Source organism: Galactobacter sp. (assembly GCF_022712295.1).
GTDB lineage: Bacteria > Actinomycetota > Actinomycetes > Actinomycetales > Micrococcaceae > Galactobacter.
Map to the genome: position 1 here is coordinate 1 of NZ_JALAGT010000029.1, position 24,850 is coordinate 24,850.

The following is a 24,850-nucleotide window of genomic DNA, read 5'->3' on the forward strand; positions in this document are numbered from 1 at the left end:
ACCCCGAGGCCGGCGCGGATCTGCACGCGCGTACCCGCGCTGCGGAACCGGGCGCCGCGCCACGACCCGTCCCAGACGCCGCCGCCGACCAGGGCGACCGCCAGGGTTGCGAGGATCCACCAGCGCAGCGTGTCGCCGTTGGGCAGGGGACCACCCTCCCCGTTGAAGAAGCTGTCGATCCAATTACGCACCACCCAGAAAACGATGACCAACAGCACCGCCCACCCCTTGAGATAAGGGGTCAGCGGGTGGACGCGGTTCCAGTCCGGTCCGGTCTCCACGGGCTTCTGCTTGCTCACAGCCCGGCCTGCCTCTGTTCACCCCGGAGCGCGAGCTCGTCCCGCAGGCGTGCCCCCTCTTGGGCCGTCACTCCGAGTACCTCCGGGTGTGTGTCGGTGGCTGCGGTGTGGATCTTGATGCGGGTGAGGCCGAAGGCGCGCAGCACGGGCCCCGCGGTCATGTCCACATATTGGATGCGGCCGTAGGGAACCACCTCGACTCGGTGCCAGATCACGCCGCGAGCCGCGACGAAGTCGTCGTCCCGCAGCGAGTAACGGCGACGACGGACGCTGAACGGGATCACGATCGCTGCGATCACGCCGTAGGCCAGGAATGCGCCCGGCAAGAGCCAGGCGAGCCAGGCCGGGTAGCCCGGCCACACGTCGGTGGAATTCAAGATCAGTGGGACGGCGGTCGCAGCCACGAGGATGAGGGTCCAGCCCAGGTTGCCCAGTTCCTCCACCACGGTGAGTCTGGGCGAGACCCGGATGTATTCGCCGGGCGGGTCCAGCAGTTGGCGGTCGGCGCTGCGCGTTTCGATGTCGGGTGCTTCAGACACTTTCTGGTCCTTCCTCCAACCCTCTGCGGGGTGCATCTTCCGGTTCTGTCGTATCCATGGCGTCCGGGGGAAGTTTGCACAGGGTCTGGACGATGTACCCCACCACGATCAGCACGATTCCGCCGACGGCCTGGAACACGGTGGTCCAGCTCACCGGAGAGCCGAAGGCATGACCTGCCCACAGTTGCACGGCGACTCCGGCATGCCAGCCCAGGAAGATTCCCGCCCCGACGTATGCGGAGGCCTGCCCCAGCAGGGCCACGCGCACTGCGGCCAGAGGATTGATATGGCGGTCCGCCTGACGGGTACGGGTCCGGTACACCCAGATCGCGGCGGCCAGCAGTCCCACGGCGAGCGCCAGCACCGCGATCAAGGAGATCCAGTGCAATACCGGGGTCGCCAGGCCGTGGTGTTCGGCGTAGGAGGCAACCAGATATCCGATCAGGCCGAGGATCACGGCCGTGACGGCGAGAACCCAGGCTCTCAGGTAGGTCATGCGGGGTTCACCTCCGCGTCCCGCTCGGCTTCGTTGTCATCGTCGCTGCCCTCACCGCGGAAGGGGCGCACGCCGTCACGGTCCTCTGCCAGTTCCGCCAGCTCGAAGACGCTGCGGCCGGCCACGAAGGCACCCGGGTCCATCCAGGACCAGGGGATCAACACGAAGGCCCGCTCGGCGGCTCTGGGGTGGGGCAGCGTCAGGTCCGGATCGTCTGAGTCCACCGAACCGTAGGTGATGACGTCGATATCCAGGGTGCGCGGGCCCCAGCGAACGATCCGCTCCCGATGGAAGGCCTGCTCCACGGTGTGGGCGGCCTCCAAGAGGGCGTAGGGCGCCAGGGTCGTGGAGACCTCGATGACTTGGTTGAGGTAGTCGGGCTGGCCCTCCGGGCCGCCGACCGGGGCGGTCACCACCAGAGGGGACTCGGAGACCACCTCGATGCCATCCACGTGATTCAACCGCTCCACGGCACCGGACAGGGTGTCCAAGGAATGCCCCAGGTTGGACCCCAGGGCCAGAACCGCCCGCACGGGGCGTACCGGTGCCAGGTTCAGGTCCGGCTGGGACGGAAGGTCTGTGTGTCCGGGGCGAGAGTCCATACCTCCATCCTCACACGTGGATCCGACGACAGGGGTCCCACCGTGCACAACCGAGGTGGAAACACACAACGTCGGCACAGATTCGGTAGTAGGCACCGACGCTGTGCGGATCGGCCGACGGAACGCCCGGAATCAGCGGTGTTCCCACGGGTGGCTCCCCGGCCCGGGGGGATACGGGCCAACGCTGGGCAGGTCGGCCGCTTTCCTGGCCAGGGAATACACGCTGGAGCGACCCAGGAAGGCGCCCGGGTCCATCCAGGCCCACGGGCAGAGCACAAAGGCCCGTTCGGCCGCATGAGGATGAGGCAGCACCATGCGGGTGTCGGCGGCCTCCAACGAGCCGAAACTGATCACGTCCACGTCCAGGGTGCGGCAGGCCGCCGGCCCCCGTCGCCGGTGGTGAGCGGTTTCCACCGCTGCGGCCAGTTCCTGCAAGGCCACCGGAGCCAGCGTGGTTTCCACCTCGATGACCTGACTCAGCCGTGACGGGCAGTCGCGACGGCACGCGCGCGCCGCCGTGGTGGCAGCCAGTGGCGACTGGCACATGAGTTCGACTCCAGCGGCGTTACCCAACAGTTCCACGGCATTGGCCAGCGTGGATTCCGCCAGCGCGGGGCCGGCGTCTGTCCCCACGGCCAGGCAGCCCTCCCCCGCCTCGAGGCTCAGGATGGCGCGGACCGGCAGGGGCGGGGCCAGGTCCAGTCTGGTGTCATGGGCCAGTTCCTCCGCCCAGAGGTCCCAGGAGACGTGGCCTCCGGCTGGTCCGGGGTGGTGTCCATGGCCGGGCTCAATGTAAGAGGCCTCGCACCGCTCCCCGCCCCACGAGTTCTCAGCAGTCACGACGTCAATCCTGCTGGGCCTCACCCACGGATGTCCAGAGTTAGGTAAGGCTCACCACACTCTATGACGTGGGGGATGACGGTTCGACACAACTACGGCAAACAACCACCGCTACGGCGCCCCTTAGGCAGCCAGCACCGTGGCAACGGCTTGCTACCGTAGTTACGACTCCACCTCGGCTCGGCGGTCAGGAACGTTCGCGGTGCACCGTGATGATGACGTCGTCGAACGGAACCGGGATGGGTGCCTGCGGCTTGTGCACGCTGACGGTCACGCCGCTCGGGGAGAAGCTGTCCAGCACCCGGTCCGCAATGACCGCCGCGAGTTTCTCGATCAGGTCGTAGGGGCCCGCCTCGATCTCCTCCACAACCGCCTGGGCCACGGCACCGTAATCCACCGTGTCCCGAAGATCGTCGCTGGCCGCGGCGAGCGCAGTGGACGTGTGTAGGGTCAGATCCACCCGGAACGTCTGCCCGTCCCGCTTCTCGTGATCGAAGACCCCGTGATAGCCGGTGGCTTCGATTCCGGTGATGGTGATGGTGTCGCTCATGCCCGGCTGCCTCCGGCCGCAGGCCGGCCCCCGCGCCAAGCGGAGGCGACGAGGACGGCGTCACGGGAGGACACGACGTCGTGCACCCTGACGCACCAGGCCCCCGCCTGAGCGGAAAGGGCCGACGTCGCGGCGGTCGCGAAATCGCGGTCCGTGGGCTCGTGAGGAAGACCGTTGTCCTCGAGCAGGTGGCCGAGGAAGCGCTTGCGGGAGGTGCCGATCAGGACCTTGTGGCCCAACCCGACGAAGTGCTCGGTCGCGGCCAGCAGCTCCCAGTTGTGTGGTGCGTTCTTCGCGAAGCCGACGCCCGGGTCAAGGATGATCTGCTCCGGGTCCACGCCCGCGGCAACGTACGTGTCCCGGAGGGAGAGCAGTTCCTCGGTGACCTCCCGAACCGTATCGTCATAGTGCGCCATGGAGCCCATGGTCTGCTGATCGCCGCGGCGGTGCATCAGCACGTACGGGACGCCTGTGCGAGCGATGAGTTCCGGCATACCGGGCTCGTGCGTCAGGCCGGCCACATCATTGATCACATGCGCACCCACGGCGATGCAGGCCTCGGCGGTGGAGACGTGCGTTGTGTCCACCGAAACCACGGCTCCTGCCGCGACGAGCGCCTTGACAACGGGGACCACACGCTGCGCCTCGACGTCCTCGGGGACGAAGTCGGCGTTCGGACGCGTGGATTCACCACCCACGTCGATGATGTCCGCGCCGGCCTTCATGAGTTCCAGCCCATGGGCAATCGCGTCCTCGGTGGAGAGGTAGCGGCCCCCGTCGGAGAAGGAGTCGGCGGTGACATTCAGGACACCCATCACCAAGGTGCGGTCCTGCGGCAGCTCGGCCCAGGCCTGTTCACGCGACCTGAGCCGCAGCACTGGTAGCGGCGTGGTGTTGGGACCGGTCCCGGGGACGGCTGCGAGGCTCACATGGGCTCCTTGACTTTGACGAACTACGACTTGCGAACTGCATGCGCCGACGCGCGCTGGAAGGGGCGAAACGCCGTAGGGCATTCAGGCCCCACGGATCAGTGTGGCCGGTGCTCAGCGACCGAGGATGAGGCTCATGGCCTCCGACCGTGTGGCGGGATCGCGCAACTGCCCGCGCACGGCGGACGTGGTGGTGGTCGCTCCAGGCTTACGCACCCCGCGCATGGACATGCACAGGTGTTCGCATTCCACCACGACGATAGCGCCTCGAGGATTCAGATTCTCCTCCAGCGCCTCAACAATCTGGGTGGTGAGGCGTTCCTGCACCTGCGGGCGCTTGGCGTAGAGGTCCACGAGCCGGGCCAACTTGGACAGGCCGGTGACCTTGCCGTCCTCACCCGGGATGTAACCCACATGGGCCTGGCCGTGGAAGGGGACCAGGTGGTGTTCACACGTGGAGTAGAAGGGGATGTCCTTGACCAGGACCAGCTCGGAGTGGTCGATGTCGAAGGTGGTCGCCAGCAAGTCCTTGGGGTCCTGATGCAAGCCCGCGAAGATCTCCGCATAGGAGCGGGCCACCCGGTTGGGGGTGTCCTGCAGACCGTCACGGTCCGGGTCCTCGCCCACCGCCAGCAGGATCTCCCGCACGGCCGCAGCGATTCGGGGCTGATCGATCTCGGGGCTCAAGGCTCCCTGCTCTTCATTGATCACAGCATCGATCCTACTTGGCTGGGGATCGGAGCGCCTCGGCCGGATGTCTCGGGCGGACATCTCGTGGCGCAATAAAGAATCCCGGCCGGCACGCAGAGCGCACCGGCCGGGATTCTTCGTCACAGCCGCGATCGGCAGGTAGGTCAGGCCACGGCAGGGCCCGCGTACTCCACCATGCCGTCAACCAGGACACGCACCAGGTAGTCCGCGAAGGAGGCCCGGACGTAGATCCGGAAGCCCTCCTCGGCATAGCGGTGCAGGTACACGGGCACGGGGCCCAGGCCGGTCACCACGGCGGATCCCACGCCGAAGGCGCGGGGGTGCAGGTCCTGGTGGCAGAACTTCTCCAACAGGTCCCGAGCGGAGGCGCCGGTGAGTTCCAGGACGGTGCGGTTGCCGGACAGATCGACGACCTGACCGGGCAGCCCCTCCAAAGCAGCCTCACCGGCAGCGGAATCGGACGGGGTCTGGCGGCGGGAGGCATCCACGACCAGGAACTCGTCCGGGGAGAGCCACAGGGCGTGAACGCCGGAGGCGTCGCCTGAGGTCTCGCCGTGCGCGGTCGGGAACGAGAGGCCGTACACCGACTCCAGCGCCGCAGCGGAGGGGGTTCCGGGCACCACGCGCACACCCAGCTGGGGCACGAACGGCAGCTCACGAAGCCCCACCGACCGTGCACCGGTGACGGTGGCCTCCTCCATCAGGTCTGCGAGGTGGGCGGCGGGGGAAACCCGCAGGGTATTGAGATCAACCGTCACGGCGAGCTCCTTCAGGGTCGAAGAGGACGGGTTCAGCGATCTCGACGTCCACGAGACCGTTCGGGGAGGGCCACTGGACGATCTCGCCGATGCGATCGCGTCCGCCCTTGACGAGGGCCAGGCCGAAGGGCCGCCCCAATGCGGCCGACTGATACGCGGAGGTGACGTGACCGGCCATCGGGACGGGCACGTCGGACAGGTCCACGCCGACGTTCACCAGCTGTGCGCCCTCCTCCAGGACCGTGGTCTTGTCCACGGGCAGCACACCGACCAGGTGCTTACGGTCGGTACGACGCTGATCCTCGCGGTCGAAGGAACGCTTGCCGATGAAGTCCTTCTTCAGCTTGGAGACCACCCAGCCCATACCCGCGTCCTGCGGGGTGATGGTGCCGTCGGTGTCCTGCCCAACGATGATGAAGCCCTTCTCGGCACGCAGCACGTGCATGGTCTCCGTGCCGTAGGGCGTGATGTCGAACTCGGCACCGGCCTCGGTCACGGCCTCCCACACGGATTGCCCGTAGAAGGCATCAACGTTGATCTCGAAGGCGAGTTCGCCGGAGAAGGAGATGCGGCAGATGCGGGCCGGAACCCCGGAAGCCAACACCGTCTCGCGGAAGGCCATGAACGGGAACGCTTCCTTGGACACATCGAGTGAGGGAGCCAGCTTGGCTACCACCTCACGCGAGCGAGGCCCGGAGATGCCGATGGTGGTCCACTGCTCGGTGACCGAGGTGAAGAAGACATCCATGTCCGGCCACTCGGTCTGGTGCAGCTCCTCGAGCCAGTCAAGAACCTTGGCGGCACCGCCGGTGGTGGTGGTCATCAGGAAGCGGTCGTCGGCAATGCGCATGGTGACGCCGTCGTCGAAGATCATGCCGTCCGGGGAGCACATGACGCCGTAGCGGCCCATGCCGACCTTCAGCTTCAGGTAGCCGTTGGTGTAGACCCGGTTGATGAACTCGGCAGCGTCGGCACCACGGATCTCGATCTTGCCGAGCGTGGTGGTGTCCTGGTAGCCCACGGAGTTACGCACCGCGGCGCATTCGCGCAGCACGGCCTCGTCCATGGTCTCGGAGCCCTGCGGGTAGTAGCGCGGGCGCACCCACTGGCCAACGTCCTCGAACACGGCCCCGTTCGCGACGTGCCACGGGTGGATGGCGCCCAGGCGGTTCACGTCGAACAGGTCGCCACGGCGGCGCCCGGCCAGCGCCGCGAAGGGCACGGCGGCGAAGGGTGCGCGCTGCTTGGAGGTGCCGACGGCGTCGGGGCCGCCGACACCCAGCAGCTGGGCCACGACGCCCGCCACGTTCACGCCGGAGGTGCGGCCCTGGTCGGCAGCCGTTCCCACGGAGGTGTAGCGCTTGACGTGCTCAACGGAACGCATCCCTGCACCGGTGGCGCGGGCCACGTCGCGCACGCTCTGGTCGCGCTGCAGGTCCACGAAGTGCGTGGTCCACTGCGAGGGCTCGCCCTCGCCGGGAACCAGCCAGACGGGCGCAACTACGGCCGACGCCTGGTCAGCGGTGGCTTGCGGCGTCACCAACGGTGCGCTGAACCCGGCGGCTCGCGCCGCCTGGTGACCGGCCTCGGCACCCGCGGCGAGCGCGCCCGCGGTGTCGTGGGTGCCGGCCGCGGCGCCGACCACGAACTGGTCCTTGACCCGCCCGCTCGGCACAAAGGCCGCACGGTCCGCGTCCCAGGCAACCTGTCCCTGGCGCTGCGTGTGGAGGTGAAGAACCGGGCTGAAGCCGCCGGAGACGGCCAGCAGGTCGGTCTCGTGGGTGGTGGACTCGCCCGTCAGCTTGCCCTCGGCATCCAAGGTGGAGAAGGTGACCGAGGCGATCTCGCCGTCGGCCCCTGCCCCGGTGTTGGAGGGGACGGCCGAGTAGGTCACCGGCACGCCCGTGGCCGCAGCGACAGAAGCGGAGAACGCCGTGGCCTCGGGGCGGGAGTCGGCCACGGCGACGACCTCGACACCGGAGGCGACCAGGTCGGCGACCGTGGAGTACGCGGAGTCATTGGTCGTGGCGACCGTGACCTTGGAGCCGACGGCAACGCCGAAACGGTTGAGGTAGGAACGCACGCCGGAGGCCAGCATGATGCCAGGGCGGTCGTTGTTCGCGAACACCAGGGTACGCTCGTGGGCGCCGGTGGCGAGAACCACCTGGGCCGCACGGATGTGCCAGGTGCGCAGGCGGGAAACGCCGGCTGGAACCTCGGCCAGGTGATCGGTGCGTTGCTGCACGGCCACCAGGTAGTTGGAGTCGTAGCTGCCGATCAGCGCGGTGCGGGGCAGGTAGACGAATTCCTCAGCGCCCTGCAGCCGTTCGACGGTGGAATCCGCCCAAGCCACGGCGTCCGCCTCGTCGATCAGCTCAGCCCGGGAATCCCGCAGGGAACCACCCGGCAGCGGGCGATCGTCGATCAGGTAGGTGCGGGCGCCGGTCTTGGCGGCCTCGCGGGCCGCGGCCAGGCCCGCGGGGCCCGCGCCGACCACCACGACGTCGGCGTGGACGTTCTTGCGGTCGTAAAGCGCCTCATCCTTCTCGGGATCCAGCACGCCCTGACCAGAAACGTAGTTGGCCTTGAGGCCGTCGGTGGCGAAGGTCAGCGTGGCCGACAGCATGGACTCGTCCGACTGCTCCGGCGTGCGTGCCGCGACGGTCACGAGGGCATTGGCTTCCTCCTGCCAGGAGGACATGAAGCCGCGCGGGCGGCCAAGGTACATGGACTGACCGCAGGAGATGCGGCCGCCGGCCAGCTGCACGGAGGCGATGGAGTCGCCCACGAAGCCGTTGTACTCGGTTCCGTCCACGCTGATGCTCAGCGGGGCGTTACGGTCGATCCCGTACGCCGGCGCGGCGTCCGGGGAAAGTCGGGTGGCGGTCACCGGTTTCCCTCCTTGGCGGTGTTGTCAGCGGTATCCAGCTCAGGGCGAGGTGCGCCCGCCGGGTAGGTGGCCAGGAAGTCATAGGTGACCGTGTTGCGCAGGGCGTTGAACCACTTGCGGCAGCCAGCACCGTGCAACCAGCGTTCCGCGAGGACACCACGGGTGTTCTCGCGGTAGAAGAGGTACTCCGCCCACTCCCGGTCATTGAGGGCCGACGGGTCCTCCGGGTAGGGGACGTGGGCCTGGCCGCCGTAGTGGAACTCGGTCTCGTCGCGCGGGCCGCAATGGGGGCATTCGATCAGAAGCATCTTTTTTGATCCTTAGGCTGCGTGTGCGTCAGTGGGCCACGGCGGCGGCGCCGTGTTCGTCGATGAGGTGGCCGGTCTCGAAACGCTCCAGGGAGAACGGGGCGTTCAAAGGGTGGGGCTCATCGTTGGCGATGGTGTGGGCAAAGGTGTATCCGGCGGCCGGCGTTCCCTTGAAGCCGCCGGTGCCCCAGCCGCAGTTGACGTAGAGCTGGTCGACTTCACTCTTGGAGATGATCGGGGAGGCGTCCAGGGTGACGTCCACGATGCCGCCCCAGGTACGCAGCAGGTGTGCGCGGGAGAAGATCGGGAAGAGCTCCACGGCTGCGGCCATCTGCTCCTCGATCACGTGGAAGGCACCGCGTTGGCCGTAACCCACGTAGGAGTCCACGCCTGCGCCCATGACGAGTTCGCCCTTGTGCGCCTGCGAGACGTAGACGTGCACGTGGTTGGACATGACCACTGTGGGGTGGACCGGTTCGAAGAGCTCGGAGACCAGGGCCTGCAGCGGGTGGGACTGGACGGGCAGCTTCACGCCGGCCGACTCGGCGATCGGCGAGGAGGAGCCGGCCGCCGCCAAAGCGACCTTGCCTGCCGAGATGTTGCCGCGGTTGGTGCGGACGCCAACGGCCTTGCCGTTGACCACGTCGATGCCCTGGACCTCGCAATTCTGGATGAGATCGATGCCGAACTCGTCGCACTTGCGGGCCAGCGCCCAGGCCACGTGGTCGTGCTTGGCGATGCCTGCACGAGGCTGGTAGGTGCCGCCCATGACGGGGTAGCGGATGTCGTCGCCGATGTTGATGATGGGGCAGACTTCCTTGACCTGCTGCGGGTCCAGCCATTCGGCGTCCACGCCGTTGAGCTGGTTCGCGTTGACGCGGCGCTTGGAGTCACGCACGTCCTGCAGTGTGTGATCCAGGTTGAGGCAGCCGCGCTGGGAGAAGAGGAAGTCGTACTCCAGTTCCTCCGGCAGTCCCTCCCACAGCTTCAGCGAGTGCTCGTAGATGCCTGCGGACTCGTCCCAGAGGTAGTTGGAACGGATGATGGTGGTGTTGCGGGCCATGTTCCCGCCTGCCAGCCATCCCTTCTCCAACACTGCGACGTTGGTGATGCCATGATTCTTGGCCAGGTAGTAAGCCGTGGCCAGGCCGTGGCCGCCACCTCCCACGATCACCACATCGTAGGAAGATTTGGGCTCCGGGTTGTGCCAGAGGAAATCCGGGTGTTCCGGAAGCATGTCCGCCATGTCAGTTGTCTCCCATCGGGGTCAGGCCGGGGTAGAGGGGGTGGGCTTCAGCCAAGGCGGTCACGCGCTCACGCAGTCCGTCGAGGGTGTCCTGAGGTGCTCCGCCGGACTGGGTTCCGGCGATCAGCGCCTGAGCAATGATGTCCGCGACCTCGACGAAGTCCTCGCGGTTGAAGCCGCGGGCCGCGAGGGCTGGAGTGCCGATGCGCAGGCCGGAGGTCACCACCGGAGGGCGGGGGTCGTTGGGAACCGCGTTGCGGTTGACCGTGATGTCGATCGCCGCCAGGAGGTCCTCGCCCTCCTGACCGTTGATGACGGAGTCCTTCAGGTCCACGAGCACCAGGTGAACGTCGGTGCCACCGGTCAGGACGCTGATGCCGGTGGCGGCAACGTCGTCCTGCAGCAGGCGGTCGGCCAGGATGGAGGCACCCTGCAGGGTGCGCTGCTGTCGGTCCTTGAAGTCCTCGGATGCGGCGATCTTGAAGGCCACGGCCTTACCGGCGATCACGTGTTCAAGGGGTCCGCCCTGCTGGCCCGGGAACACGGCGGAGTTGATCTTCTTCGCGACGTCGGCATCGTTGGTGAGGATGATGCCGCCGCGGGGACCGCCCAGGGTCTTGTGCGTAGTGGAGGTGACCACGTGGGCGTGAGGGACCGGGTTGGGGTGCAGCCCCGTGGCCACCAGCCCGGCGAAGTGGGCCATGTCCACCATGAGGTAGGCGCCCACCTCGTCCGCGATCTCGCGGAAGCGTGCGAAATCCAGTTGACGGGGGTAGGCGGACCAGCCGGCCACGATCAGTTTGGGCTGACGCTCGCGGGCCACGGCCGCGACGTTGTCCATGTCGATGCGGTTGGTCTCGGGGTCCACACCATAGGAGGCCACATCGTAGAGGCGTCCGGAGAAGTTGATCTTCATGCCGTGGGTCAGGTGGCCGCCGTGCGCCAGGTCGAGGCCGAGGATCGTGTCGCCAGGGCGGATGAGCGCGTGCATCACGGAGGCGTTGGCCTGGGCGCCGGAGTGCGGCTGGACGTTGGCGTACTCGGCGCCGAAGAGTGCCTTGACGCGGTTGATCGCCAGCGTCTCCAGGGTGTCCACGTGCTCGCAGCCACCGTAGTAGCGCCGGCCCGGGTAGCCCTCCGCATACTTGTTGGTGAGGACCGAGCCCTGCGCCTCCATGACCGCGAGCGCGGTGTGGTTCTCGGACGCGATCATCTCCAGGCCGCCGCGCTGGCGGTCCAGTTCGGCGTCGATACCGGCAGCAACTTCGGGGTCGATCTGGGACAGGTGGGCGGTCAATTCGGCGGGAACCGTGGTGGCGTCAGCCGCGATGGTCATCGGGATCCTCGTCTTCTGTTGGGGATCTGGTTCTCAGTTGTCACACCCGGGCACTACTGCGGTCTGGTCAACAACTGATATATCTGATTGTGATCAGGCTAGGATGGAGACTGACGTCACGTCAAGGCTGCATACATACTGTTTACAACGGCCGCGTCACGAAGGGACGGAAGTGAGCACTGTCAGCACCACCGAAACACCCGCGACGCCACTGTCAGAATCGGCGTACACCCTCCTCCGGGACAGGATCGTCTTCCTGGAGATCGCCCCCGGCCAGCCCGTGAACGAGGCCTCCATCGCCGCCGAGCTCGGCATCGGCCGAACGCCCGTGCGTGAGGCACTCAAGCGCCTCGAGGCCGACCACCTCGTGGTGTCCTATCCGCGCCGTGGAACCTTCGCCTCCAACGTTGACCTTTCGGAACTCAACGATCTCGCGGAGATCCGGCGCAAGCTGGAACCCGTCGCAGCCCGGCGAGCTGCGGCCGGGCAGGGCGGGGATTTCCGAGCGCAGATCGAGGAGACCATCGCCTCCCTCGATGCGGAACGCCTTCAATTGGATCGGGCCACGCTGCTGCGCACCGACACCGAGGTGCACCGACTGATCTATGCGTCCTCGGGCAACGGCCACCTCGTGGAGACGCTGATGCGCCTGGACGACTTGGTCACCCGCATCTGGGGAACCGTGCTGGATCGACTCAACGACATCACCGACAACGTCGCGGAACACCGGGCCCTGCTGCAGGCTGTCTTGGATGGCGACCCCGACTTGGCCGAGCGCTTGGCGGAGGAACACGTGGACCACTTCACGTCCTCGGTGCAGTCGGCGCTCTCCCGCTGAGCGACCCAATCGGCTGCTGCATTCGTCCGCAGCGCAGGCCTCTCCTGGCGCAGCGTCGGTCGGAACTCTGCCGTCGGGAGATCCGCGCAAGTTCTCCCGACGCTGGAGTCCTTCCCGACGCTACGTCCATAACTCCCTGCACTGGCTCCGGCCTGCCCTGGAGCAGTCGGAAAAGGTGCCCGACGCCGCCCACCCAAGTTGGCAGCGTCGGGCACCCTTGCTGGTTGGCCGCGTACAGGCCACCCACCTTGGAGCCTCCGTCACTTCAGCGGCGGAATATAGTTCTCATCCTCCAACGGCTCGTACTCGAACCCGTCGATGCCACGCGCAAGTAGACCATCCAGGACGCGATTGCTCATGACCCACGCAAAACTGGTCTTTCCCTTACGCCAGTTCCAGGAACTGATCTCACCCTTGCCGGTCAGACTCGGCACAAAACCCACATAGCCCTCAATGGGTCCCTTCCGTCGATCGATCAAATCGATCTCATAGGTCTTCACATCGGCCACACCCAACTCAGCAACCGCTTGCGCGAAACGACGCGACACCGGCTGCGACTCCAAACCACCACTCCATAGAATGTCGCCGTGGCGCTTACCCTTTGCATCGGTATTGCGCTCAAACCAAACATTGAACGGTATATCCTCAAGATTACCGCATGCAATCACATCGTAGACCTCGCGACCATCATCCAACGTAGGACTTCCATACTCCGGCCGCCCCTCCCAGGAGGGTACCACCCAGAGATCAGTTGTGGCGTTTTTGGCCATCACTTCATACCACTCACTTGTCAACATATACGCCACCTACTAGCACTTATAGTATTTCTTGTACTTATTGTGCATACTTTTCTGCTTGTCTAGAATCCTGCCCTACTGAGGCTTTGATCCGGCCATGACCAGATACAGCATCCGCACACCACTACCGCCGGCGCCCCAGCGCAGCCCTACAACGAACAAAGGCGCCCGACGCCACCAACCTGAGTTGGCGGCGTCGGGCACCTTTGTTGGTTGGCCGCGGAAGAGGTCAGTCCTGCAGGCGCAGCGACTGTCCGGTCACGGGCTCGATATCCTGGCCCGGACGCTCGTCGTGGAAGAGCCAGGTGCGGCGCTCGGGCAGCTTCACCACGTCGGCGAAGATGACGTCGAGCTCCTTCTGGTTCAGCGTCTCCTTCTCCAGCAGTTCCTTGGCCAGGCGGTCAAGCACGTGGCGGTTCTGGGTCAGGGCGATGTAGGCCTCACCGTGGGCGGCGCCCATCAACGTGCGGACCTCGGAGTCCACCGTGGAGGCGGTGCCGTCGGAGAAGTCGCGGCCGCCACCGCCGCCGCCACCCATGAAGGGCTCGGTGTCCTGGCTGCCGAGCTTCACGACGCCGACGGAGGAGCTCATGCCGTAGTCGGTGACCATCTTCCGGGCCGTGTCTGTGGCCTTCTCGATGTCGTTGGAGGCGCCGGTGGAGGGGTCGTGGAACACTAGTTCCTCCGCCACGCGGCCGCCCATGGCGTAGGCCAGCTGGTCGAGCAGTTCCTCGCGGGTGACCGAGTAGCGGTCCTCGTCCGGGACCACCATGGTGTAGCCCAGGGCGCGACCGCGCGGCAGAATCGTCACCTTGGTCACGGGCGCCGAATGGCGGGAGGCCGCCGCCACCAATGCGTGACCACCCTCGTGATACGCGGTGACCTGACGGTCGTGCTCCTTCATCAGGCGGGTGCGCTTCTGCGGGCCGGCCATGACGCGGTCGATGGCCTCGTCCAAGGCGCGATCGTCGATCAGCTGCGCATTGGAGCGCGCGGTCAGCAGTGCCGCCTCGTTGAGCACATTGGCCAGCTCTGCGCCGGTGTAGCCGGGGGTCTTCTTCGCCACGGACTTCAGGTCGGCGGAGTCGGCCAGGGGCTTGCCGCGGGAGTGCACGGCGAGGATGGCCTCGCGGCCCTTCAGGTCGGGGGCCTCCACGGCGATCTGGCGATCGAAACGGCCGGGACGCAGCAGCGCGGGGTCCAGGACGTCGGGCCGGTTGGTGCCGGCCATCAGGATGACGTTGGTGGTGGCGTCGAAGCCGTCCATCTCCACCAGCAGCTGGTTCAGCGTCTGCTCGCGCTCGTCGTTACCGCCGCCCACACCGGCGCCACGCTGGCGACCCACGGCGTCGATCTCATCGATGAAGATGATGGCCGGGGCGTTGGACTTGGCCTGCTCAAAGAGGTCGCGAACACGAGAAGCACCCACACCGACGAACATCTCGACGAAATCGGAACCGGAGATGGTGAAGAAGGGAACCTCGGCCTCGCCGGCCACGGCACGGGCCAGCAGGGTCTTACCGGTTCCTGGAGGGCCGTAGAGCAACACACCACGTGGGATCTTGGCACCAACGGCCTGGAACTTGGCGGGCTCCTTCAGGAACTCCTTGATCTCCTGGAGTTCCTCGATGGCCTCGTCCACACCGGCCACGTCCTTGAAGGTCACCTGCGGCATGTCCTTGTTGGCCATCTTGGCCTTGGACTTGCCGAACTGCATGACCTTGCCGCCGCCGCCCTGCATGCGGGACATCAGGAACAGGAAGAGCCCCAGGATGATGAGCATGGGCAGGATGAGGGAGAGCATGGACGTGAACCAGTTGCTCGTGGCCGGCTTGTCCTTGTAGCCGTCCTTCGGATCCGCCTCCGCGATGGCCTTGGCGACCTCTTCACCGCGGTCAACGGAGTAGGTGAAGGAGACGTTCTTGCCCTTGTCCTGACCGTCCACGGTGACGTTGGAGTCGGTCTTCAGCGTGACCCGCTGGGCCTTGTCATCCATGGTGGCCTCGACGACCTTGCCGTCGCTGATCAGCGCCATGCCGTCAGAGGTCGGGATGTTCTTGCCACCGCTGGGGTTGAGCAGGGACATGCCGAGCAACAGACCGATCACCGCGATGATGGTCCAGAAGTACCACGTCTGGTACAGCTTCTTCTTCTGTGGTTTCTGCGTCGGTGCATTCATAGGTGTGCGCACGCGTGCGGTGCGGTCCGGTCCCTCCTGCTTGGGCGGCGTGTCAGCCGGTCTCACGGGGAGCGCGGCCAAGGCTCCCCACTCTTCTCTACACGAGCGGGGGCACCCAGAAGTTCCAGTTTCACTGGAGGCTTACCCGAATCACAGCCCCCTGTGACGCGCGCCTCAAAACCTAAGGTGCCCGACGGCGGTGCTCAAGCACCGCTCGTCGGGCACCTTGCGCGGCGCTTGCGCCCCGGCCTGCGGCCGGGATCAGGCGTTGCGGTAGACGTGCGGGGCCAGCGTGCCCACGAAGTCCAGGTTGCGGTACTTCTCGGCGAAGTCCAGGCCGTAGCCCACCACGAAGTCGTTGGGGATGTCGCGACCGACGTACTTGACGTCGATCTCCACCTTGGCGGCATCCGGCTTGCGCAGCAGCGCGCAGATCTCAACGGAGGCCGGGCCGCGGGAGCGGAGGTTGGAGAGCAGCCAGGACAGGGTCAGGCCGGAGTCGATGATGTCCTCGACGATGAGCACGTCGCGGCCCATCAGGTCGGTGTCGAGGTCCTTCAGGATGCGGACCACGCCGGAGGACTGCGTGCCGGAGCCGTAGGAGGACACCGCCATGAAGTCCATGGTGACCTGCGAATGCAGCGCGCGAGCAAGATCTGCCATGACCACCACGGCACCCTTGAGCACGCCGACCAGGAGGAGATCCTTGCCCTCGTAGTCGCGGTCGATCTGGGCGGCGAGGTCGGCAACCACCTGGGCGACCTCGTCCTTGCTCAGCAGGATGTTCTCGATGTCTCCGGAGACGTCGTGGGCGTCCATGTGGGTTACTCCTCGTCAGGTGATGCGATTGGCGGACAAGCCGCTTGAGACAAGTGTGTCACGGCTCAGGTTTCCGATGGGAAACAGGAGTTCTGTTGCCTCGATGCGGCTGCCGAGGTGCCGCACCGGGGCATCAAAGCCGTGTTGAGGCATCGGACCTCGATGTGTCCCTTGCCTGGCGGTCCCGCACCGCTCACAACCCCCTGAACCGCAGCAGGGACTCCCCGTCCTCGGAGCGGATCCGCGTCACCGAAACCCGCCCGTCCAGCTGCACCGGACCCGGCGCCCCGGTACCGGCGGTGAGCTTCTCCAAGGCGGCGGTGCGCTCGGCCGTGGGTGGCTTCCCGCCCACGGCCACGGCCACCTGCCGCAGCACCCTGGAGCGCAGCGCGGCGGGGGCCTCCAACACCACTTGTCTGCGCAGGTCCCAGACCAGTGGGGCCCGACCCTCCACCCTGTCGTCGACCCCGCCGAGCACGCTCGGGTCGTCCTGCACCGCAGCCGTGGCGAGCGTCTGCTGCGCCAGCTCGTCCAGCAGGTCCGCGTCCTGCCGGGCCAAACGGGCCGTGCGCACCAGCGCATCATCCACGCCGTTGCCCAGCACTTCCCGCATCACCGGAAGCAGCTCGTGGCGTACCCGGTTGCGGCGGGCATCCGGCAGATCGTTGGTTGGATCGTGCCAGGGATGCAGCTGAAGCCCGTCACAGATCGCATGCGTTTGCTCGCGCGTAATGCCTAGGAGTGGGCGCAGCATGCGGCCGCGGTGCTCGGGAATCCCGGCCAGCGCCCGCGTGCCCGATCCCCGGGCCAGGGAGAGCAGCACCTGTTCCGCCTGATCGTCAGCGGTGTGGGCCGTGAGGATGTAGTCCGCCCCGACTTCCGCGCGGATCTCCTCCAGTGCCTCGTACCTGGCCTGACGGGCATCCGCCTCGTTACCGGTTCCGGGAACCTGAACTCGCTGCACGATCACCGGGCTCAGCCCGAGTTCCGCACACTTCTCCCCCGCATCCGCCGCAACCTCGTCGCTGCCCGGCTGCAGCCCGTGGTCCACGACGACGGCGCCGACGCGACCCTGCAGAACACCCTCACTTTTCAGGTGGGCGGCAGTCGCGGCGAGCGTCAGGGAATCCGGGCCGCCGGAGCAGGCCACGAGGTAGTCCAGCCCCGCCGGAAGGTGATCCGTTAGGGCCGTCCGGGCGGCCACGATGGCCTCATGCGTGGCGCGCGGCCACCTTGCTGTGGCCACGCTCAGCCCTGTTCCGGGGTCGGCTCTTCAGTGCCCGACGGCGCGGGGCCCGGCTCCGCGGCAGCGTCCGCCTGGGCGGCCTCGGCGGATTCGGCGGCCCCTGCGGATTCGACCGGCGCGCCTACCAGTGCGGTCTCCCGCATCCGCTGCACCCACGTCTCGGGTGCGTGCAACTCCTCCTCGGTGGGGAGGTGCTCGGGCGAACGCCAAATGACGTTGAAGCCCTCCATTCCCAGGGCGTCCACGGCGGTCCGCACGAACTTGGCGCCGTCCCGATATTGCGCCTGCTTGGCGTCCATTCCGATGGCCTTCATCAACAATTTCTGCAGCGTGGAACGCGAGGCCCCGCGCTGGTCAAAGCGCTTGCGGATCTTGGCGACCGTAGGAATGACCGTGCGATCCACCGAATCCATGACCACGTTGGCATGGCCCTCCAGCAGGGACATGATGGCCGTGATGCGGGACAGGGCCGCCTGCTCCGCCTCGCCGGTGATGACCGTGAGCAGTCCGGCCTGGCTCTCCTTGCCGTCCTTGGCGGCGGAAGCAGAGGAAGGAGCGGTATCGGCGGAAGCCGGCCCGTCGTCGTCGGGCATTGACGCCGGATTGTCGGCGCGGGCCGCGGAGCCAAGCGCGCTGATGCGCGCCTTGAGGTTGGAGTCCTTGCGTTCCTTGTCCTTGGGACGATTCACGAGGCCGGAGGCCAGGATGCCGACCTGTTCGGAGAGGACGTCGCGCAGCCACGGTGCGGCGGCGAACTGCACGCGGTGAGTCTGCTCGTGCAGGGCCACCCAGAGCCGGAAATCGGCGGGGTCCACCTTGAGCTTGCGTTCGGTCTCCACGATGTTGGGGGCCACCAGCAGCAATCGTCCGGCCGGGGCGGAGCCCGTGGTGGAGTACGGGTCGAACTGGCCGAGGACGTGGGAGGCCAGGAACGCGACGAGGGAACCGACCTCCGCGCCGACCCCGTAGCCGCCCATCTTCAGGGTGAGCGGAAGACCCTTGGGGAAACGCTGGAGCAGGGCGGCATCCAGCGGGGTGCCGAGCATTTCCCGGTACCCCGAGACGGACGCTGCGGCCCAGCCGGGGCGGTCCACCACGAGCACCTGCGAATCCTTCAGGGAGGACGCCACGTGCAGGCCGGTGATGTTCTCGACGTGCTGCTCCGCGGCGCGCGCGTGTTCACGGATGTCCTCCACGATGCCGATGGCCGCGGTGGTTGAGGCCTTGGGGCCGGCAGAGGCCAGCGTCTTCGCGGTGGAAACGGCCACCCCCCAACGCACCACGGAGGTGGGCTTCGCGGTTCTGTCGCTGGACTGGGTGCTGGGCGACGTCGCGTCAGTGGTCATGAGGTCCATCTCACCATCGTTTGTTGTGTGCGCGCAGGGAGGAGCACTCATGTGTCGCTTGCCGTGTCATGGGTTCGGGGCGCTCGATACCACCGGCCCGGCCCAGACATTCCGTCACCGCCTCCTAGGGAAACCCCGCTGCTTTGACGGAAAGCCTGGGTATGAGTGTGCGGAGAGGCGGCCCCACGCTGTGGCGACGGAAAGCCTGAGCGACTGAATGGTTGTGCTTGAGTTCCTTCAATCGATCAGCTCAGCCACCTTGCTTGCGAATCGTGGGGCGCCGGAGCGCTCGAGCCGACTCACCATGTCATGAATACTCACTGCTGGATTCCTCGTTGCACCTGCTTGGTTCTTCACCACCTTCACACAGAGACCAGGAGAGAAGTCCATCTGATCCAGCAAGAAATCGTCGAGACCAACCGCTTCCAACCCAAGCGGCTCCAGCTTGTCCCGGGGGAAATCCCTGAGGTTCTGTGTGACGATCACATCGGCGCCGCCCCGCAATGCAGCGGCAGCCACGTGCCGATCGTCAGGGTCCGGGAGCTTGATTCCACCCTCCAGTGGTTCCCAGCCCGTCACCAACGCATCGTCAAAGGCTTCGTTCATTGAACGGAATCGACTGCGGAACCGACTCGGATCTGCTTGTGGATGGATACGTTCGAGGGCTTCGAGAGCCTCGTGCACCACACGCTCCGACCACAGGGGGCGGAACAAGCCGCGATCCGCGAGACGAAGTAACGTGTCGCATGGCGCTATCGGCACCAAGACACATGCATCAAGAAACGCCGCGAATCGCATGATCAGCTAGCGCCTACGTGCTTCCATCAGCGCCGACCTGTACGCGTCAGCATCAACGTCGTACAGCCCATCTTCAGAGCCTTGGCGCGTCATCTCGTCCAAACGCTGTCGACGATCGTTCCGCTTGCGATCGCGATACGCAAGAACATCGTGCAACCGTAACCGGCGATGGCGCGCATCCCCGAGGCGCTCATACGGCAGTTCATCAGCCTGAAGAAGACGGACCAACGTGCTACGGCTGATGCCCAATAAATCCGCCGCCTGCTGTGTCGTGAGGAGCTTGTCCAACGGCTCAACACTGACCGAGTCCCCACGTTGCATGGCACCGACGATCTGCTTCAGGACTTGATATGCCTCCAACGGGAGCGGGATCTGCTCACCGTCTGGGCCGATCAATGCCGCCGGTTCGGCATGCTGGTCCAGGAAACGGGCCAAATCCAGCATCTCGTCCAGCACCGCAGGAGGATCCACGACGTGGACGGCTCGGGTTGAGGCGTGGATGTCTGTGCTCATATGGATATGATCCACTAATTCGCCCAATTCGTCCACGCTGAGGTGGTGGAGAGCCTGCGTGAGATCAGCACACCGGCTCTGCACGGGGTTGTGTCGCGATTCCGGCGCCAGTTCCGGCAGAACCCCGCCCACATCCGAGTGACGACGGCAGAACCCCGTCCAGATCGAGCGGGCAGCATGGCGCAACCACTTCGCCCAGACATTCCGTCAGCGCCTCCTAGGGAAACCCCGCTGCTTTGACGGAAAGCCTGGGTGCGGGCTAGGGGTTAAGGCCGCGCCCATGCTGCCGTGACGGAAAGCCTGGGGAAACTACTTGACCGCGCCCTCAACCATGCCGCGGATGAAGTGACGCTGCAGGAACAGGTAGAGGATCACCACGGGCAGCGCCACGATCACGGCCCCTGCCGCCATCAGGGAGATCTCGGTCGAATGTTGCGACTGGAAGAAGTTCAGGCCGAGCGGCATGGTGCGCCAGGCGCCGGTGGGAGACATGACCAGCGGGATCAGGAACTCGTTCCAGGTCCACATGAAGACCAACACGATCAGCGTCACCAGGGCGGGCCGGGCCATGGGGACGTGGATCTGCCACAGGATGCGCCCGTTTGAGGCCCCGTCCAACCGGGCCGCCTCCGTGATGGCACGGGAGGAGGAACGGAAGTAGGTCCGCATCCAGTACGTGCCGAAGGCGATGGATTGTGCGGCCTGCGGCAGGGCAACGGCCCAGATGGTGTCGGTCAACCCCAGGGGTTGCAGGTCGAAGAAGAGCGGCACCACGATGGCCTCCGCGGGGACCATGATCCCGAGCAGGAACAGGTAGAACAGCACGGTGGATCCGCGGAAGCGCATGGTCCCGAAGGCGTACCCGGCCAACAGGGACAGGGGCACGGCGATCACCAGCACCAGCGCGGACACCGACAGGGAGTTGACCAGGTACTGCCCAAACCGCCCGCCGGTCCAGGCCTCGGCGAAGTTCTCCCAGTGCAGTCCGCCGGTGCTGACTCCGGAGGGTGCGCCGAAGGCCCCCACCACGATGGTCCCGATGGGCCACAGTGCTACGAGAGCGAACAGGGTCAGGATGATGTAGTTGGCCGCGATCTCGGTCCGTGAGGTCATGAGTCCTCCCCCGTCCCTCGGTCGGCGATGCGGTTGACCACCAGATTGATGAGGAAGATCAGCACGGTCAGGGTCACGCCGATGGTGGAGGCCATGCCGACCTCATGCAGGGTGAACGCCTGGTTGTAGACCTGATAGCTCGGCACCGTGGTGGAGGTCCCCGGCCCGCCTTTGGTGGTCATGTAAATCAGGTCGAAGGTCTTCAGTGCGGCCACGATGGTCAAAGTCAGCGCCACGGCGATCTCTCCGCGCACGGCGGGCAGGGTGATGGAGAAGAACTCCCGAATGGCCCCCGCCCCGTCCAGCCGCGCGGCCTCGTACAACGACCCATCGATGCGTCCCATGCCGGCCAGCAGCAGGATGGTGACGAGCCCGGTCTCCACCCACGTGCCGATCAGGCCGATGGCGGGCAGCGCCAGGATCGAGTTCCCGAGCGCGGTCTCCCCCTCAGGCACAATATGCAGCAGCTGCAGCAGGTCGTTCAGCGTCCCGTCGGTCCCGTAGAGCCGCGACCACGCCACGGCCACCACGACCATCGCGATGACCTGCGGCGCAAAGATGACCGTTCGATAGAACCCCAGACCCCGAACGCGCGCCCGATTCAGGATCGCGGCCAGCAGCAACCCGATCACCAGCGGAAGTACGGCGTAGAAGAAGATCAGCACCAGCGCGTGGGTGAATCCGGAGCGCAGTTCGGGATCCTGGAACATCTCCACGTAGTTCCCGAACCCCACGAAGTTCACCACGTTGGTGACGGAATTCCATTCATACAGCGAGTACTGCGCGGCCCGCCCCAGCGGGTAGAGCATGAACGCCGCGTAGACCACGAACGCGGGCAGCACGTACAGGTACGGCGCAAGTCGTCCGTGCCCGTCGGCCGCCCTTCGCCGTTTCGCGGAGGCCCGCGGCAGCGTGCGCTGCACAGTGCCCGACGACGCGTCCCCGGCACCGTCTGGCCCGATCCCGCCGGACCCGGCGACATCGGGCGCGGCGCCGCGGCGGCGGGCGCCGCGAGGGCGCCCACCGCCGTCGGGCCTTGGTGCTGCGGTCATGCTCGGATCAGCCTCAGCCGTTCTTCTTCACGAAGTCGCCGTAGTCCTTCTGCAGGGCCTCGCCGAACTGTTCCGGAGTCTTCTTGGACTGCAGCAGCGCCTGCAACTCGTTGCCGAGCGCGTCGGCAAAGGTGGGGGTCGCGTAGTCCAGGTACGGCAGCAGGGAGCCGTCGGTGGTGACCTCGGAGTAGGCCTCGTAGGTGTCCTTGCCGACGCCGGAGGCCGGGGCCAGATCCGCGGTGTTCAGCACGGGCATGTTGCCCTTCTCCGCGTAGACCTTCATGGCGTCATCACTGGTGATGAAGTCGATGAACGCGGCGGCGGCGTCGGGGTGCTTGGACCCGGAGGTGACGGTGAAGGGCAGGGAGGTACCGCCGGTGGTGGCTCGTCCCTCGTCCGCGTCCTCCGCCGGCGGGGCGAAGAAGCCGTAGTCGTCCTTGTTCTTGGAGGCCTCGATGATCTCGTTGTTCCAGGACCCGGCGATCATGTAGGCGCCCTCACCCTTGGCGAAGCGCTCGGCCACCGGCTGATCCTTGGTGCCCAGGTAGTCCTTGTTCAGGTAGCCGTCCTTGGCCCAGCCCTGCAGCTCCTTCGCGGCCTCGACATTGTCATCATCGGTCCAGTCGGAGCCCTCGTTGCCGAGGGCCAGGTTGGTGACCTCGTCCGCGTCCGCGTAGGCGCCCTGCACGGGGCCGAAGACGTGCACAGCCGGCCATTTCTCGGCGTCGCCGAGCATGATCGGGGTCTTGCCCTTGCCCTTGATGGTCTTCAGGGATTCGGTGAACTCGTCCCAGGTCTGGGGCTCCTTCACGCCGGCGTCCTCGAGGATCTTCTTGTTGTAGTAGACGCCCACGATCTCACCGCCCTGCGGCAGCCCGTAGAGGGAACCGTCGCCGAAGGTCTTCCCGTCGGTGGAGTAGGTGGACATGGTCAGCACGGACTCCGGGAAGCGATCCTCCCAGCCGTAGGCCTCGGCGTAGGGGTCAAGGTTGATGACCTGCTTGCCCTGGACGAACGAGCCAAGAATGTTGCGGCCGTTGTTGCCCTGCACCACATCGGGGACCTTGGAAGCGTCACCGGACAGCGCCAGCGGCAAGGTCTTGTTCAGGTCGTCGAAGGACTGCGAGTTCCGCTTGATCTTGATGTTGGGGTACTTGGCCTCGAACTGCTTGATGAGTTCCTTCATCGAGGCGTCCTGGGCGCCGCGGGACTCCTGATCCCACAGGTTCAGGGTGATGTCCCCCATCTTGGAGACGTCGGTCTCCACCTCGGAGGCCTTCTTGGTCTCGTCGGAGCCGGAGGACTTGTTGTTGGACCCCGGTGCACATGCGCTGGTCAGGGCCACGCCGGCGATGGCGAGTCCTGCGGCCGCGATCCGCCCCGCACCACGGTGGTTTCGTCGAGACTTCATGGGTTTCCCTCTTCTTTTGGTTGGTGGAGCGATAACTGATGTTGTGAATGACTATGGCAGATCCGGGCCGTGTGTGACGTCCGCGAGTCTGGCGATGGTGGCCTCCGCGCGCCTGACGGATGTGACCGGACCCGGTGGGATGAGATCGGGGAGGAAGGCGTAGTCCTGGCGCAGCTTCGCTGCGTGTGGGTCGCCCGCTGTGGCCTTCTGCCCAACAGCACCCCACCAGTCCGCCACGTCACCCCACCCGGGTGCCGCGAGGGATCCGCCGAATTGTTGAACCGCAAGTGAGGAGCACAGGGAGGAGAACTTGAGGCGTTGCTCCAGCGGCCAGCCTTCCAGGGTTCCCACCACGAACGAGGCCCCGAAGACGTCGCCCGCTCCGGTGGGATCGATGGCGGTGGCCGGGACGGTGGCCACGTGGACGCGCTCTCCGGATTCGTTGTCGATGGCGATGGCTCCCTCGGCCCCGAGGGTGACCACTGCGACCGGGACCAGCTCGGCGAGCGCCTTCAGCGCCTCTTGAGGGGTGTCCTTGCGGGTGTAGGCGCGGGCCTCGACGGAGTTGGGCATGAAGCAGTGGCAGCCGTCCAAGGCACGCAGTACGGCGGGGTCCCAGGTTTCGGTAGGGTCCCAGCCGACGTCGGCGAAGACCTTGGACCCGCGCCCGGCCGCGGGTCTCCACCAGGGATCCTCGTCGAGATCGGCCAGGATGGCGCGCGGTGTCGCGTCGGGGCCCACAAGCTCTGCTGTGGTGATGGGTGAACGGTGGCCGTGGGTGAGCATGGCACGGTCACCGTCGTAGGCCATGGAGACCGTGACCGGGGTGTGCCAATGCTCCAAGGTCTGCGTGTGGGTGAGGTCGATGCCCTCGTCGGTCTCAAGGATGGTGCGGGCCCACGAACCGTAGCCGTCGTCCCCCATAGTGGTCGCGATCCCCGTGCTGAGGCCCAGACGCGCCGTCGCGACGGCAAGGTTGGCGATGCCGCCGGGTGAGGTGCCCATGCCGCCTGCCCAGATCTCGGTTCCGGGCTGAGGTGCCGAGGGCAGGTCGGTGAAGACGATGTCCATGAAGAGCATCCCGGCCATCAGGACGTCGAGTTCCCCCTTGGCGCCATCCGGGGATGCGTCAGTGTGCTCAGCGTTCATGACCATGGTCCCCATCTTGCCGCGTTTGGAGCACAGACACGACCGCCATGAGAGTTTGGACCCCCGCACTTCGAGGTGCCGCTTC

General features: G+C 66.3%; 24 protein-coding genes and 1 pseudogene. 1 reads left to right on the top strand and 24 read right to left on the bottom strand.

Features of this window, described 5'->3' with window-relative positions:
- From Q0A15_RS02105 to glyA, 13 genes and pseudogenes are all read right to left on the bottom strand, one after another.
- Positions 1-299: pseudogene (locus Q0A15_RS02105) on the bottom strand (hypothetical protein); the annotation flags it as partial.
- Complete coding sequence (locus Q0A15_RS02110; protein ID WP_291277888.1) at positions 296-838, bottom strand: PH domain-containing protein; 543 nt, start codon at positions 836-838, stop codon at positions 296-298. The gene Q0A15_RS02110 and the pseudogene Q0A15_RS02105, both read right to left, overlap by 4 nt.
- On the bottom strand, positions 831-1,334 hold the full coding sequence (locus Q0A15_RS02115) for a DUF3180 domain-containing protein (RefSeq protein ID WP_291277889.1): 504 nt from the start codon (positions 1,332-1,334) through the stop codon (positions 831-833). The genes Q0A15_RS02110 and Q0A15_RS02115 overlap by 8 nt, the downstream gene beginning before the upstream one ends.
- Entirely contained in the window at positions 1,331-1,936 is a 606-nt protein-coding gene (folK, locus tag Q0A15_RS02120) for a 2-amino-4-hydroxy-6-hydroxymethyldihydropteridine diphosphokinase (protein ID WP_291277890.1), read from the bottom strand. The genes Q0A15_RS02115 and folK (Q0A15_RS02120) overlap by 4 nt, the downstream gene beginning before the upstream one ends.
- Before the next feature lie 132 nt (positions 1,937-2,068).
- Positions 2,069-2,776, bottom strand: coding sequence for a 2-amino-4-hydroxy-6-hydroxymethyldihydropteridine diphosphokinase (gene folK / locus Q0A15_RS02125; RefSeq protein WP_291277891.1), 708 nt, complete (start codon positions 2,774-2,776; stop codon positions 2,069-2,071).
- A 187-nt stretch (positions 2,777-2,963) separates the two neighbouring features.
- Positions 2,964-3,326, bottom strand: a complete 363-nt coding sequence (gene folB / locus Q0A15_RS02130; RefSeq protein ID WP_291277892.1) for a dihydroneopterin aldolase — start codon at positions 3,324-3,326, stop codon at positions 2,964-2,966.
- Complete coding sequence (gene folP / locus Q0A15_RS02135) at positions 3,323-4,255, bottom strand: dihydropteroate synthase (protein ID WP_291277893.1); 933 nt, start codon at positions 4,253-4,255, stop codon at positions 3,323-3,325. Before folP ends, folB begins: the two co-directional genes overlap by 4 nt.
- Before the next feature lie 114 nt (positions 4,256-4,369).
- Positions 4,370-4,966 (bottom strand): GTP cyclohydrolase I FolE, encoded by a 597-nt coding sequence (gene folE / locus Q0A15_RS02140; protein WP_291277894.1) that lies wholly within the window; start codon positions 4,964-4,966, stop codon positions 4,370-4,372.
- Positions 4,967-5,109: 143 nt separating this feature from the next.
- Complete coding sequence (locus Q0A15_RS02145) at positions 5,110-5,724, bottom strand: sarcosine oxidase subunit gamma (protein ID WP_367273347.1); 615 nt, start codon at positions 5,722-5,724, stop codon at positions 5,110-5,112.
- Positions 5,714-8,614, bottom strand: coding sequence for a 2Fe-2S iron-sulfur cluster-binding protein (locus tag Q0A15_RS02150; protein ID WP_291277895.1), 2,901 nt, complete (start codon positions 8,612-8,614; stop codon positions 5,714-5,716). The genes Q0A15_RS02145 and Q0A15_RS02150 overlap by 11 nt, the downstream gene beginning before the upstream one ends.
- Positions 8,611-8,922 carry a sarcosine oxidase subunit delta gene (locus Q0A15_RS02155; RefSeq protein ID WP_291277896.1) on the bottom strand — a complete coding sequence of 104 codons (312 nt, stop codon included), beginning with the start codon at positions 8,920-8,922 and terminating at the stop codon, positions 8,611-8,613. The genes Q0A15_RS02150 and Q0A15_RS02155 overlap by 4 nt, the downstream gene beginning before the upstream one ends.
- Before the next feature lie 28 nt (positions 8,923-8,950).
- Positions 8,951-10,168 carry a sarcosine oxidase subunit beta family protein gene (locus Q0A15_RS02160; protein WP_291277897.1) on the bottom strand — a complete coding sequence of 406 codons (1,218 nt, stop codon included), beginning with the start codon at positions 10,166-10,168 and terminating at the stop codon, positions 8,951-8,953.
- A 1-nt stretch (position 10,169) separates the two neighbouring features.
- The gene (glyA, locus tag Q0A15_RS02165) at positions 10,170-11,504 is read right to left on the bottom strand and encodes a serine hydroxymethyltransferase (protein WP_291277898.1); all 1,335 of its coding nucleotides are present in this window, start codon (positions 11,502-11,504) and stop codon (positions 10,170-10,172) included.
- Between the two features lie 172 nt (positions 11,505-11,676).
- Here glyA and Q0A15_RS02170 point away from each other — a divergent pair, with 172 nt between their 5' ends.
- Positions 11,677-12,342 (top strand): GntR family transcriptional regulator, encoded by a 666-nt coding sequence (locus Q0A15_RS02170; protein WP_291277899.1) that lies wholly within the window; start codon positions 11,677-11,679, stop codon positions 12,340-12,342.
- Between the two features lie 260 nt (positions 12,343-12,602).
- Here the strand turns inward: Q0A15_RS02170 and Q0A15_RS02175 are convergent, their stop codons facing one another.
- From Q0A15_RS02175 to Q0A15_RS02225, 11 genes are all read right to left on the bottom strand, one after another.
- Positions 12,603-13,112 carry a hypothetical protein gene (locus Q0A15_RS02175; protein ID WP_291277900.1) on the bottom strand — a complete coding sequence of 170 codons (510 nt, stop codon included), beginning with the start codon at positions 13,110-13,112 and terminating at the stop codon, positions 12,603-12,605.
- Between the two features lie 256 nt (positions 13,113-13,368).
- Positions 13,369-15,318 carry an ATP-dependent zinc metalloprotease FtsH gene (gene ftsH / locus Q0A15_RS02180; protein WP_291277913.1) on the bottom strand — a complete coding sequence of 650 codons (1,950 nt, stop codon included), beginning with the start codon at positions 15,316-15,318 and terminating at the stop codon, positions 13,369-13,371.
- Between the two features lie 261 nt (positions 15,319-15,579).
- Positions 15,580-16,137, bottom strand: coding sequence for a hypoxanthine phosphoribosyltransferase (gene hpt, locus Q0A15_RS02185; RefSeq protein WP_291277901.1), 558 nt, complete (start codon positions 16,135-16,137; stop codon positions 15,580-15,582).
- Between the two features lie 193 nt (positions 16,138-16,330).
- On the bottom strand, positions 16,331-17,383 hold the full coding sequence (gene tilS, locus Q0A15_RS02190) for a tRNA lysidine(34) synthetase TilS (RefSeq protein ID WP_291277902.1): 1,053 nt from the start codon (positions 17,381-17,383) through the stop codon (positions 16,331-16,333).
- 2 nt (positions 17,384-17,385) lie between these two features.
- Entirely contained in the window at positions 17,386-18,729 is a 1,344-nt protein-coding gene (locus tag Q0A15_RS02195; protein WP_291277903.1) for a zinc-dependent metalloprotease, read from the bottom strand.
- 237 nt (positions 18,730-18,966) lie between these two features.
- Entirely contained in the window at positions 18,967-19,527 is a 561-nt protein-coding gene (locus Q0A15_RS02200; protein ID WP_291277904.1) for a PIN domain-containing protein, read from the bottom strand.
- A gap of 6 nt (positions 19,528-19,533) precedes the next feature.
- Entirely contained in the window at positions 19,534-20,040 is a 507-nt protein-coding gene (locus tag Q0A15_RS02205; protein ID WP_291277905.1) for a helix-turn-helix domain-containing protein, read from the bottom strand.
- Between the two features lie 309 nt (positions 20,041-20,349).
- Entirely contained in the window at positions 20,350-21,153 is an 804-nt protein-coding gene (locus Q0A15_RS02210; protein ID WP_291277906.1) for a carbohydrate ABC transporter permease, read from the bottom strand.
- On the bottom strand, positions 21,150-22,205 hold the full coding sequence (locus Q0A15_RS02215; RefSeq protein ID WP_367273348.1) for a carbohydrate ABC transporter permease: 1,056 nt from the start codon (positions 22,203-22,205) through the stop codon (positions 21,150-21,152). The genes Q0A15_RS02210 and Q0A15_RS02215 overlap by 4 nt, the downstream gene beginning before the upstream one ends.
- Positions 22,206-22,218: 13 nt before the next feature.
- Complete coding sequence (locus Q0A15_RS02220) at positions 22,219-23,616, bottom strand: ABC transporter substrate-binding protein (protein ID WP_291277907.1); 1,398 nt, start codon at positions 23,614-23,616, stop codon at positions 22,219-22,221.
- Positions 23,617-23,667: 51 nt separating this feature from the next.
- A complete protein-coding gene (locus tag Q0A15_RS02225) occupies positions 23,668-24,765 on the bottom strand; it encodes a carbohydrate kinase family protein (RefSeq protein ID WP_291277908.1) in 1,098 nt (365 codons plus the stop codon).
- Positions 24,766-24,850 lie beyond the last annotated feature (85 nt).